The 12,462-nt window shown below is 44.9% G+C and carries 8 protein-coding genes and 4 pseudogenes; 3 read left to right on the forward strand and 9 right to left on the reverse strand.

The annotated features are described in order from the left end of the window. Nucleotides 1-299 precede the first annotated feature (299 nt). From JCM19055_RS22905 to JCM19055_RS05465, 3 genes are read left to right on the forward strand one after another with little or no spacing between them, the layout of a single operon-like run. Complete coding sequence (locus JCM19055_RS22905; RefSeq protein WP_265181855.1) at nucleotides 300-746, forward strand: ABC transporter transmembrane domain-containing protein; 447 nt, start codon at nucleotides 300-302, stop codon at nucleotides 744-746. Then, the gene (locus JCM19055_RS05460; protein WP_081833469.1) at nucleotides 694-1,878 is read left to right on the forward strand and encodes an ABC transporter ATP-binding protein; all 1,185 of its coding nucleotides are present in this window, start codon (nucleotides 694-696) and stop codon (nucleotides 1,876-1,878) included. The genes JCM19055_RS22905 and JCM19055_RS05460 overlap by 53 nt, the downstream gene beginning before the upstream one ends. Continuing rightward, nucleotides 1,875-3,641 carry an ABC transporter ATP-binding protein gene (locus JCM19055_RS05465; protein WP_081833470.1) on the forward strand — a complete coding sequence of 589 codons (1,767 nt, stop codon included), beginning with the start codon at nucleotides 1,875-1,877 and terminating at the stop codon, nucleotides 3,639-3,641. Before JCM19055_RS05460 ends, JCM19055_RS05465 begins: the two co-directional genes overlap by 4 nt. An 86-nt stretch (nucleotides 3,642-3,727) precedes the next feature. On the opposite strand, the pseudogene gatB reads toward JCM19055_RS05465, so the two are convergent. From gatB to JCM19055_RS31350, 9 genes and pseudogenes are all read right to left on the reverse strand, one after another. Then, nucleotides 3,728-5,162, reverse strand: a pseudogene (gene gatB, locus JCM19055_RS05470) (Asp-tRNA(Asn)/Glu-tRNA(Gln) amidotransferase subunit GatB). A gap of 14 nt (nucleotides 5,163-5,176) precedes the next feature. Beyond that, nucleotides 5,177-5,521: an amidase family protein gene (locus JCM19055_RS31335; RefSeq protein WP_370543012.1), complete on the reverse strand. Its 345-nt coding sequence runs from the start codon at nucleotides 5,519-5,521 to the stop codon at nucleotides 5,177-5,179. After that, nucleotides 5,475-6,619: pseudogene (gene gatA, locus JCM19055_RS05475) on the reverse strand (Asp-tRNA(Asn)/Glu-tRNA(Gln) amidotransferase subunit GatA). The gene JCM19055_RS31335 and the pseudogene gatA overlap by 47 nt, the downstream one beginning before the upstream one ends. A gap of 15 nt (nucleotides 6,620-6,634) precedes the next feature. Further along, nucleotides 6,635-6,925 carry an Asp-tRNA(Asn)/Glu-tRNA(Gln) amidotransferase subunit GatC gene (gene gatC, locus JCM19055_RS05480; RefSeq protein ID WP_042358907.1) on the reverse strand — a complete coding sequence of 97 codons (291 nt, stop codon included), beginning with the start codon at nucleotides 6,923-6,925 and terminating at the stop codon, nucleotides 6,635-6,637. A 92-nt stretch (nucleotides 6,926-7,017) separates the two neighbouring features. Next, nucleotides 7,018-8,226 (reverse strand): CamS family sex pheromone protein, encoded by a 1,209-nt coding sequence (locus JCM19055_RS05485; RefSeq protein ID WP_042358908.1) that lies wholly within the window; start codon nucleotides 8,224-8,226, stop codon nucleotides 7,018-7,020. 30 nt (nucleotides 8,227-8,256) lie between these two features. After that, nucleotides 8,257-10,250, reverse strand: a pseudogene (gene ligA, locus JCM19055_RS05490) (NAD-dependent DNA ligase LigA). A 14-nt stretch (nucleotides 10,251-10,264) separates the two neighbouring features. Further along, on the reverse strand, nucleotides 10,265-10,684 hold the full coding sequence (locus JCM19055_RS31340) for a 3'-5' exonuclease (protein WP_370543022.1): 420 nt from the start codon (nucleotides 10,682-10,684) through the stop codon (nucleotides 10,265-10,267). Further along, a pseudogene (locus tag JCM19055_RS31345) lies at nucleotides 10,670-11,955 on the reverse strand (3'-5' exonuclease); the annotation flags it as partial. The pseudogene JCM19055_RS31345 and the gene JCM19055_RS31340, both read right to left, overlap by 15 nt. A gap of 38 nt (nucleotides 11,956-11,993) precedes the next feature. Next, nucleotides 11,994-12,461 carry a UvrD-helicase domain-containing protein gene (locus tag JCM19055_RS31350; RefSeq protein WP_370543013.1) on the reverse strand — a complete coding sequence of 156 codons (468 nt, stop codon included), beginning with the start codon at nucleotides 12,459-12,461 and terminating at the stop codon, nucleotides 11,994-11,996. Between the last annotated feature and the right edge of the window lies 1 nt (nucleotide 12,462).

Below are 12,462 nucleotides of genomic sequence, written 5' to 3' on the forward strand. Positions count from 1 at the left end.
TGTTACACAGATTCTTAATGATGTGCTTAATGAGAGTGCGAACGATTCGTTAAACACGGATATTGATCTTAATCTCCTTTAAATGATTCAACGAAACTGCCGGGAGTTCGCTCTCGGCGGTTTTTTTACATTAAATTGAAGTGGTGAAACCCGATGCTGGACTTAATGAAAATCTATCTAAAACCTTATCGATCCAAGCTGGTGCTGATTGCTTTTTTGGTGTTTTTACAAGCGCTTCTTCAACTCACATTGCCGACCCTTCTCGCTGAGCTTGTCGATGTAGCATTGCAAATGCCGATGTGTCTTATATTGTTCAAGTTGGTCTTTGGATGCTACTAATCACGGTAGTGACCGTGGCGGTAACCGTATGTTCAGGCTATCAGACTGCGAAATTAACATCTTCAGTCGCTTTAACAATAAGGGAAAGATTATATGCCAGTGTCCAAGGTTTTTCTCTTCAAGAATACCGCCAATTCGGTCATTCAACATTATTAACCCGCACGACCAATGATGTTCAACAAGTGCAGACAATCTTGTCGCTTCTGTTAAAAACGATGTTGCTCGCACCGATGATGTTCATTGGCGCATTTATCCTTTCGGTTACTAAAAACCTAACGCTTTCATTCATTCTTATCGCGCCATTACCGATCATTATTCTGATCGTCATCTGGTTCGCAAAAAAAAGGAGGTACGTTGTTTGCCTCCTTACAAAAAAGAGTCGACCAATTGAACCTGACACTTCGTGAAGGCATTACCGGTATTCGTGACATTCGTTCTTTCAATCAAGTCGACCGAGAACGAGAGCGTTTTTCAGAAGCAAACGAGTCTTATAGGAATTCAGCGATCCATGTCCATCAGCTCATGATCTATCTAACACCAATCATGATGTTCATCTTGAACTTCTCGATTGTTGCTCTTTTATGGTTTGGCTCGCTCCAACTGAATACCGGGGAGCTCCAAGTGGGAGACTTAATGGCCTTTATTCAGTACGCCATGTACATTCTGTTCTCCATCATGCTGACGTCGGTATTATTTGTAAGTTTTCCACGTGCATCTGTATCAGCAAAACGCATCCTAGAAGTGCTGAATGCTGAACCGACCATCAAGAGCCCAACCTATTCATTAACGCCTGAACAACAATCCAGCCTTCGCTTTGCAAATGTCTCTTTCCAATATCCTAGCGCAGAAAAGTCCGTCCTCAAGAACGTGACCTGTACGATACCTGATCGTAAACTCACTGTGATTGTCGGAGGAACAGGCTCAGGAAAGTCCACCTTGCTGCAACTGATTCCAAGACTGTTAGATGTTAGTGCAGGGAACATCGTGATGGGTGGTATTGATCTACGAAATGTAAATCAAGAAGCGTTGCGTAACGCCGTGACTTTTTCCCCTCAAAACACGCAACTTTTCTCAGGGACGATTGAAAATAACCTTCGCTTTGGTTCAGAAGATGTTTCAATGCAACAAATCGATCGAGCGTTATCCATCGCCCAAAGCGAATCTTTTATTAAAGAACTACCCGAAGGAATAAATACGACGTTAACCCAAAATGGAAAGAACTTGTCCGGTGGGCAACGGCAACGAATTGCGATTGCCCGTGGTCTCATAAGAGAGGCAGACATGTATCTATTTGATGAAAGCTTTTCTGCGATCGATGCCGGAACGAAGAGACAGATCCTAGATGAGCTATTACACGAGTTAAACGAATCCACTGTAGTAATCGCAACGCAAGACGTCGGGATTGCCAAACGAGCGGACCACATCCTCGTTCTTGATGAAGGAGAAATTACTGGGGAAGGGACCCATCACGAATTATTACGAACGAGTGCGATCTATCACGAACTGGCCACTACGCAATTGGAGGAGGGTACCTCATGAAAAACCAAGATTCCAAAATTCAATGGGGTACGTTGAAACGACTTCTCAGCTATCTATTGCCTTATCGTTTCCGACTATTGACGGTCGCAATGACATCCGTGCTGAGCACGTTGTTTCTTATCCTAGGTCCATTCGTTCTCGGACTAGTAATCACAACACTGTTTGAAGGTATGATGAACAATGGAGGCATTGATTTTTATCGGATCAGTCAACTATTGTTAGGGCTAGCTGCACTCTACCTGTTTAGTGTTTATCTCTCTTATATCCAAGAGTACTTGATGGTCGGTGTTGCACAACATGTCACCTATACACTCCGGCATGAATTGCATCATCAACTCATGAAACTACCGATTGCATTCTTTGATCGCGTGAGTACGGGTGACCTGATGAGTCGAGGCGTTAACGATATTGATAAGATTAGTAGCACGTTGCAACAAACACTAACACAGACGATTACGTCTTTGATGACGATGATTGGTGTTGTCGTCATGATGCTGATTATTAGCCCTCTGCTCACGCTAATCGTGTGCATCACTTTACCGTTAAGCATTCTTATTACGAAGCGAATTATTAAGTATTCACAAGTACAATTTCGACAGCAACAACAAGCGCTAGGCGCTTTGAATGGCTATATTGAAGAAAGCTATACGAACCACCCATTAATTCAATCCTATCACCAGGGCGAGGACATGAAATCTAAGTTCACCCCCTACAACGCCTCTCTATTTGAAGCAAATTGGCGTTCTCAATTCCTTTCAGGGTTAATCGTGCCGTTGCTCAACCTTTTGAACAATGTCATCTATGTTGTTGTTGCCATTATTGGAGGCATCTTCGTCGTCCAACGAACCATTGCCATCGGTGATGTGCAAGCGTTAATTATGTATATTCGTATATTCACCCAACCCATTAACCGGGTGGCCAACATTACGAATACGATTCAAGCTACTATTGCATCTGCAGAACGGTTGTTTCAAGTACTTGATATTTCCATGCCCACAAGCGACTACGGCTCCAAAGTTCCAGAAGGTCGTGGGGAGATCTCGTTTGAGCGTGTGTCGTTTCAATATGATGCAAACAAACCAATCTTAAAAGATATTAACGTAAAGCTAAAAGCCGGTGAAGATGTTGCTATTGTTGGTTCATCTGGAGCTGGAAAGACGACACTAGCTCTTTTACTCTTACGGTTCTACGAAGCCAATGAAGGTTCGGTGTCTATTGACGGTTTGGATATAACGTCAATTGATGATGAGGTCCTTCGAAGAATGACTAGTATTGTAATGCAAGATACGTGGCTGTTTAGCGGAACCATTCGAGAAAATATCACCTTTGGATTGCCGTTGGCAACAGAGGATGAAGTGATCACTGCAGCAATAAAGGCACGGGCAGATGCCTTTATTCGCAAACTTCCGAATGGATATGATACGCACCTTGATGAGCAGGCATCTGGGTTGTCTGAGGGCGAGAAACAATTGTTATCCATCGCTCGAGTTATGCTGAGTGACCCTCGAATCCTAATCTTGGATGAAGCAACGAGCAACGTGGACAGTCGAACAGAATTACAAATCCAAAAAGGGTTGCAACAATTGAAGCAAGGTCGCACGACGGTCACTGTCGCTCACCGCTTGCATACGGTCCGTCATGCAGATCGAATTCTCGTGATGCACGACGGTCAAATTGTAGAAGATGGCTCACACGAATCGCTAATTGAAAATGGAGCTTATTATCGACATCTTTTCTTGAAAGAGCAGCAAAACAGTATATAACTAAGCTTCGGTTAAGGAAAGTTGTAGCTCAACTATGCTCCAACGCACAAAAATCCCCCTGCTCAATGAGTAGGGGGATTTTAAGCTTAGCGTGATTCTAAGCCTTCTTTGATTAGTTTGTTGATGACTTGCGGGTTGGCTTTTCCTTTGGTTTCTTTCATCGCTTGACCGACGAGGAAGCCGAAGGCTTTGTCTTTGCCGTTTTTGAAGTCGTCGATTGACTGTTGGTTATTGTCTAAGATGTTGTCGACGATTGCTTTTAGTTGACCTTCGTCGGAGATTTGGACGAGTCCTTTGTCTTCGACGATTTGTTTCGCCTCTCCGCCGTTCTTCATCATTTCGTTGAAGACTTTTTTTGGCGATTTTACCTGAGATTGTGCCATCTTCGATGAGCTTAATCATGCCTGCGAGGCCTTTTGGTGTCATCTTGATTTCTTCAATCTCAATGCCTTCTGAGTTCAGATAGGCGTTTACTTCACCCATAAGCCAGTTGGCCGCTTGTTTTGCATCGGCACCAACTTCCACGCTTTCTTCGAAGAAATCTGCCATTGCTTTCGTTTGCGTTAAGACACCAGCATCATACGCTGGAATGTTCCAGTCGTTGATGTAGCGTTGCTTACGTGCATCCGGAAGCTCTGGAATTCCACCGCGAATGCGATCGATCCATTCGTGATCAATGTACAAGTTCACGAGGTCAGGCTCTGGGAAGTAACGATAATCATCCGATCCTTCTTTAATACGCATGAGAATCGTTTCTTTCTTGTCTTCGTTCCAGCGGCGTGTTTCTTGTAGAATTTCTCCACCAGAAAGTAGCACTTCAGCTTGGCGCTTTTCTTCAAACGCAAGTCCTTTTTGGACGTTGGTGAATGAGTTTAAGTTCTTAAGCTCCGCTTTCGTTCCGAACTCTTCTTGTCCTGCAGGACGAAGTGAGATGTTCGCGTCACAACGCAATGAACCTTCTTCCATCTTACAGTCCGACACTTCTGTGTACTGCAGAATGGCTTTTAATTTCTCAAGGTACGCGTACGCTTCGTTTGGCGTGCGAATGTCCGGCTCAGATACGATCTCGATGAGCGGTGTTCCAACACGGTTGAAGTCTACGAGTGATGCATCGTCGTAGTCGTCGTGCGTGAGCTTCCCTGCGTCTTCTTCTAAGTGAATACGGGTAATCCCGATTCTCTTCTTGTAGCCGTCCACTTCAATTTCAATCCAGCCATTTTCACCTACTGGCTTATCAAACTGTGAAATTTGGTAGGCTTTCGGGTTGTCTGGGTAAAAGTAGTTTTTACGGTCAAACTTCGTTTCTTCTGCAATCTCACAGTTAAGTGCTACGGCAGCTTTAATTGCGTAATCAACGGCACGTTGGTTTAGAACCGGCAACACACCTGGGTGACCGAGGCAAATCGGACACGTGTGTGTGTTTGGCGGTGCACCAAAGGCTGTTGAACATCCGCAAAAGATTTTTGAGTTTGTTTTTAATTCTGAGTGTACTTCAAGTCCGATAATTGTCTCAAATTTCATCTTCGTGTCCCCCCTTATAGTTCCGGCTTGACTTTTGTATGTTCAGTCGCGCGCTCGTAAGCGTGTGCCACTTTGTATAGTGTGCGCTCTTCAAACGGCTTTGCGATGAGTTGCAGTCCGACAGGCAATCCGTCAGAGAACCCACATGGCACGGAAATGGCAGGGTTACCTGCTAAGTTCACAGGGATCGTTAAGATGTCTTTTAGGTACATCGTTAATGGATCGTTACTATTCTCGCCCACTTTGAACGCAGTCGTTGGCACAGTTGGTCCCAAAATAACGTCAAAGCTGTTTAGCACATGTTCGAAGTCTTCACGAATGAGCGTACGTACTTTTTGTGCTTTTTTTGTAATACGCATCGTAATAGCCTGAGCTAAGCGCAAACGTTCCGAGCATAATACGACGCTTCACTTCGTCGCCAAAACCTTCACTACGGCTCTTCTTATAAAGATCAAGAAGATCTTCGCCTTCTTTACGTACTCCGTAACGAACGCCGTCAAAACGAGCAAGGTTCGCTGAAGCCTCAGAAGAAGCGAGCAAATAATACGCAGCTACAGCGTATTTAGAGTTTGGAAGAGAAACTTCTTCCCACGTTGCACCAAGCTCTTCAAGCTTTGCTAGCGCTTCTTGAATACGTGCTTTAACGCCTTCATCCACACCTTCACCGAGGTATTCTTTCGGCACTGCAATGCGCAGTCCAGCAATGTCTTGGTTCAACGCAGACGTGTAATCTGCAACTTCCATATTTGCTGACGTCGAGTCGAGTTGGTCGTGACCTGCAATTTGTTGAAGAACATAGGCGTTGTCTTCAACCGTACGTGTGATTGGACCAATTTGATCGAGTGACGATGCAAACGCAACGAGACCAAAACGAGATACACGACCATACGTTGGCTTCAATCCTACAACACCACAAAATGATGCCGGCTGACGAATTGAACCACCCGTATCCGATCCGAGTGTAAATGGAACTTGTCCAGCTGCAACGGCTGCAGCCGATCCACCACTAGAACCACCTGGTACGTGGTCAGTGTTCCACGGGTTACGTGCTGTAGCATAACTTGAGTTCTCATTTGATGAACCATCGCGAACTCATCCATGTTTAACTTTCCGACCGTCACGACATTCTTCTCATTTAAACGGTTCATAACGGTTGCATCGTGAACAGGTTCGAAGTTGTCAAGCAACTGGCTACCACACGTCGTACGAAGTCCTTTTGTCACGATGTTATCTTTAATTCCTGCTGGAATTCCGAAGAACAAGTTGTCCGCTTCTTGCTCATCAAGCTCGCGAGCTTTTGCAAGTGCGCGTTCTTCATCAAGCGTTAAAAACGCGTGGATCTTATCATCTGTTTCTTTGATTCGTTTGAATGACTGCTCCGTCAATTCAGTGATCGTCACTTCTTTGTTCTTAATCTTCGTATGTAATGAAGACAAAGTTTCATCGTAAAAACTCATCCGCAATTCACTCCCTTAATCGAGAACCGAAGGAACTTCAAACTGCCCATCTTTTTGTTTCGGGGCGTTTTTAAGCGCTTCTTCTCGTTGTAATGATGGCTTAACGTTGTCTTCACGCAACACGTTTCGTACGTCCATGACGTGTGTTGTTGGCTCAACGTTTTCTGTATCGAGTTCATTTAGAACTTCAGCGTAATCAATGACTTTACTCATTTGATTCGTAAAATCTTCGATTTCTGCTTCTGTAAATGAAAGTCTAGCAAGGTCTGCAACATGCTCTACTTGTTCTTTTGTAATTTTTGACACGGTTTCACCCCCATAATAACTGACAACCAAACATTCTTAAAGTATAGCAAAAACCGATGCCTGCGGGCAATTAGCACCGCAGGCTTTTCGGATTAATCATAAATGTACACATCTACTTCTTCGGTTCCTGCCGCTCGTTGTATGAGTGCTTCTTGTTGATCGTTGCTCTCAACCTTAGCGACAATATCAACGTTCGTTGGGAATCGGTCTTCTACGAGCTCTGCAACTTGTTGTGTAATCGCGATCGTTTCCATCTTGCTTTGGAATCGGATCGGCACTGTAATCGTCAACTCTTGCAACTCACCATTCTGATAGTAACCGAGCGCAGTAGCGCCAATATGATCACTAAAGTAACTATTAAGCTGCATATGGAACTCATTAAAACGATCGGCATCAGCAGGCGCATTGTTGGAAGCGGAACTTGATGGGAAGAAGTGATGTGTCTCATCAAGTTCCGTCCATCCACCTAGATCACTACCTGGTTCAGCAACAGCATAAGAGACGAACTCTCCAGGCGTCGTTGATTCTCTCGTCGTTTCATGATAAACCGCCACAACGATTGGCACGTCGTCTAAGTTAACGTTGTCCTCTCCACCGCTGTGAATTGTTCGAAGTCTCGACACGATTTCATTAGAGATCTCATCACGAGCTGTATCTAACTGCTCTTCAGAAATCTCCGTATTAAACGGTCCGTGTTGCAACCCTTCATCATCGGTCACTCGGTAGGTGTACGTCGTATTTAACGACACAGCAATTGCGACACCACCTACTGCTAAATCCCCTTCACTCGTCTGTCTCATGAAGTTGTGTTCAGTAATGTGCGACAACACTCGGGGAGCATTTGCTTCACGTTCAATGAGCGTCTCACCTTCACCGAGTTGTGGATTTAAACCGTTCGGGTTCTCAGGATTCCCCTCATCATCTTCCGTGTTGTCTTGACGACTTAACCAAGAATTTAAATCGTTACGGGTAATAAAACGTCCTTCTTGGATGTAATAATCTTCTGGTGAAAATTCATTGGATGCAATTTCACTTAATCCAACTTCCAATCGCTCGAGATCATGACGGTTGTACACCATCGCCGATCCAAAACCGCGTGCATGTCCAGGAACGTACGTCCCATCTTGGAATACGGTTCGATAATAATTGGAAAGGCTCGGAATTTCAGCACTCACTTGTGCTGTTGCTCCTTGCTCTTCTGCCTCTACATCTGCCTCTTCTTCAGGTTCAAGAAAAGACATACAGCCTGCTAAAAGAATGAGCATCATCATAAGACTTGGGATGATGAGCGCGTTTCTCATACTTAGCAGCTCCTCTCCGGCTTGCTTTTTTTAGTCGTTCACAAAGTCTGCAGTTTGTTGCTCGTCCCAAACAGTAATTCCAAGACTTTCAGCTTTTGCAAGCTTTGAACCAGCTTCAGCCCCTGCAATCACCAAATCTGTCTTCTTACTAACACTAGACGTCACTTTACCGCCATTCGTTTCAACAATTTCTTTCAATTCATCTCGTGTCCAACGCTCTAACTTTCCTGTGAGCACGACAGTCTGTCCTTCAAAAAGACTTCCAACCGTCTCTGTCGTTACACCGAGGTAATTCATATTCACGCCCGCTTGTTTCAACTTATCAAGCAGTTGTTCCGCTTCTGGCTGTTCAAAATATTGAGCAACCGCATCCGCCATTTTCGTGCCAATTTCAGGAACCGCCGCTAACTGTTCTGATGAAGCGACTTTCAAGTCGTCCATCGTCTTATAATGCTTCGCCAGTGTATCCGCGGCTTTCGCACCAATAAAGCGAATCCCAAGTCCAAACAAAAGTCGTTCGAGAGAATTCTCCTTCGACATTTGGATGGCTTGCAACAAGTTGTTAACGGACTTCTCACCCATCCGCTCAAGCTCAATTAGCTGCTCATACGTTAAGTAGTACAAGTCACCCACATCTTGAATGAGCTCATGAGAAAACAATTGTGTAACGACCTTTTCTCCAAGGCCATCAATGTTCATCGCTGTACGTGACACAAAGTGAATGAGACCTTCTCGTACTTGAGCTGGACATGTTGGATTAATACAACGAAGAGCCACTTCCTCTTCAAGGTGAACAAGCTCACTCTCACACTCCGGACAATGCGTTGGCATGGAGAAATCCTGCTCGCTTCCGTCTCGCTCTTCTTCTAACACACGGACAACTTCTGGAATAATGTCGCCAGCTTTTTTGATGACGACTTTATCACCGATTTTAATGTCTTTTTCACGGATCAAGTCTTCATTGTGAAGTGACGCACGGCGTACTGTCGTCCCAGCACCGTTACAGGCTCCAAATGAGCCGTCGGTGTCACAGCGCCCGTTCGCCCGATTGAAAGTTCAATTCCGATGAGTGTCGTCATTTTCTCTTCAGCCGGGAATTTGTACGCAATCGCCCAACGGGGACTTTTCGCAGTAAACCCAAGCTCTTGTTGAAGGGGAAGACTGTCGACTTTAATCACAATGCCGTCCGTTTCATAGTTCAAATTCTTTCGTTCTTCCGCCCAGTGATTCACATAAGCAATCACGTCTTCAATCGACGCACATTTCTTCGTCTCTTTGTTCACCTTAAGGTTGAGCGACTTCATGTATTCAAGTGCCTCGTGGTGGGATTCTAACCCCTTCCCACGATCGTTCGCTATGCTATAAAGAAAAATATCTAAGTTACGGCGTGCTGCAATTTTCGGGTCTAATTGTCGAAGCGACCCGGCAGCTGCATTTCGCGGGTTTGCAAACAACGCTTCGCCATTTTCTTCTTTCGCCGCATTTAACTTCTGAAACGAGCCGTGTGGCATGAATACTTCGCCACGAACTTCAAGGTTCGCGTCTTCTGGGAGGCGAAGCGGAATTGAACCGACGGTTTTTAGATTCACAGTAATGTCTTCACCCGTCGTCCCGTCTCCACGAGTCGCACCACGAACGAAGCGCCCGTTCTCATACGTAAGTGAAACGGCAAGACCGTCAATTTTTAACTCACAGACATACGACACGTCTTCACGACCGGTGCCGTTTTTCACACGCTGATCCCAATCTCGTAAGTCTTGGTCATGAAAAGCATTACCAAGACTTAGCATTGGTGTTTCGTGTTGAACTTTCACGAAATTCGACAACGGCTCTCCACCGATTCGTACGGTTGGAGAGTCGTCGGATTGATATTCTGGATGGTTTTCTTCTAATTCAATGAGCTCATGTAGCATCGCATCATAATCCGCATCCGGGATCACTGGATTGTCTAACACATGATATTGATAGTTGTAATGATGAAGCTTGTCTCGAAGTGCTTCAATGGTTTCTTGAATGGAAGCCATGTACGTCTCCCTTTCTACACTTTAGTGATCGGTGCGAACTTCGCAACGAGGCGTTTGATCCCTTCATTTGGGAAGGCAATGTCTAGCTCTTGGTTCTCACCTTCGCCTTTTACCGAAACGATCGTACCGGTTCCCCATTTTTTGTGCTCGGCTTTATCGCCTACACGCCATTCTTCTGATCCACCGCCGGTATTTGTCGTAACCCGACGGGCGCCGCCTGTGCCACGTCCTGCACGGGTACGTACAGTTTGGCTCTTCGGCTTTTCTGACACCGCTTGTTGCTCAAACAGTTCCGTCGGTACTTCGACGATAAACCGAGAACTCGGGTTCATATTCGTCTTCCCGTAGAGCGTTCTCGTTTGTGCCCGTGATAAATAGAGTTCTTCTTCGGCACGGGTGATGCCAACATAGGCAAGTCGGCGCTCTTCTTCCATCTCTTCAATTTCAAAGAGGGAGCGGCTATGCGGGAAAATCCCTTCTTCCATTCCAATAAGGAAGACGACTGGAAACTCTAGACCCTTTGCAGCATGCAAGGTCATCATCGTGACAAGTCCCTTTTCATTCACTTCTGGGTCGTCCAGTCGATCAATATCAGCAACGAGGGCAAGGTCTGTTAGAAAAGAAATCAGTGATTTGTCGTCACTTGCTTTTTCAAACTCTTGTGCGACCGTTACGAACTCATCAATATTCTCTAAACGACTTTGAGATTCAAGTGTGTTCTCGGTTTTAAGTGATTGACGATACTCTGACTTCTCAAGAACTTCTTCAACGAGTTCAACGACCGACAAATAGTCTTGTTGTTTCATCCAACCGTCTAATAGTTTCGCGAAGTTTTGAAGCTTTGTAGTCACGGCTTTTGATAAACCGATGTGCTCAGCTTCCATTAAAGCCTGGTGCATACTCATTTCTTGGCTGACCGCATAGTTCGCCACTTTATCAACCGTCGTCGCACCGATGCCTCGTTTTGGTACATTAATGATTCTTATTAAACTAATATCGTCATCTGGATTGGCAATTACACGTAAATACGCAAGAACGTCTTTAATTTCTTTTCGGTCGTAGAATTTCGTTCCGCCGATCATCTGATAATTTACGTTTGATTTCACGAACATTTCCTCAATCACACGGGACTGTGCGTTCGTACGATAAAGAATCGCGAAATCTTGATAAGACCGACCTTTTTCACGCATGGATTCTTTAATTTTGTCGACAATAAAAACGCTTCTTCACGCTCGTCCATCGCTTCATGAAGTTGCAACTTCATGCCATCGTCATTTTCAGTCCAAAGTTTCTTCGGACGACGGCCAGAGTTGTTTCTGATCACTTCGTTTGCGGCTGAAAGAATCGTTTTCGAGGATCGATAGTTTTGCTCGAGAAGGATGACCTTGGCATCTTTATAATCTTCTTCAAACGACAAGATGTTACCGATATCTGCGCCACGCCATTTGTAAATCGACTGGTCAGAATCCCCGACAACACAAAGGTTACGGTAACGATCCGCAAGTAAATTGACGAGCATATATTGCGCACGGTTCGTATCTTGATACTCGTCCACATGAATGTATTGGAACTTGCGTTGGTAATGCTGCAACACTTCTGGCACTTGTTCAAACAGACGAATCGTCATCATGATCAAGTCATCAAAATCAAGCGAGTGATTGATGCGAAGTCGCTTGCTGTACTCTTCATACACATCTGCTGCCACTTCTTCTAGTGGTCCGCTTGCTTTTTTTACGATATTGCTTACTCGTAATAAGCTCGTTTTTTTGCACCACTAATCATCCCAAGTAGTGTACGTGGCGGGAACTTTTTGCTATCAAGGTTGCGATCTTTCAAAATCTGCTTAATGACAGATTGTTGATCCGTGCTATCTAAAATGGAGAAATTGCGGTTAAATCCGATCCGATCAATATCCTTGCGTAAAATTCGCACACAGAGGGAGTGGAACGTTGACATCCAAATGCTATCAGCAACACCACTGACGAGGTCTCCCACTCGTGATTGCATCTCACGCGCCGCTTTATTCGTAAACGTAATCGCCAAGATGTTCCACGGTGCAACGCCTTTTTCACGGATTAAATATGCGATGCGGTGCGTGAGCACTCGCGTCTTCCCACTACCTGCACCCGCCATAATTAAAAGAGGTCCTTCCGTCGTTTTGACGGCCTCTGCTTGCTCAGTATTTAATCCTGATAACAGTTGCTCAACCATC

The organism is Geomicrobium sp. JCM 19055 (genome assembly GCF_000698185.1).
In the GTDB taxonomy this organism is placed as follows: Bacteria; Bacillota; Bacilli; order Bacillales; family Marinococcaceae; genus Geomicrobium_A; species Geomicrobium_A sediminis.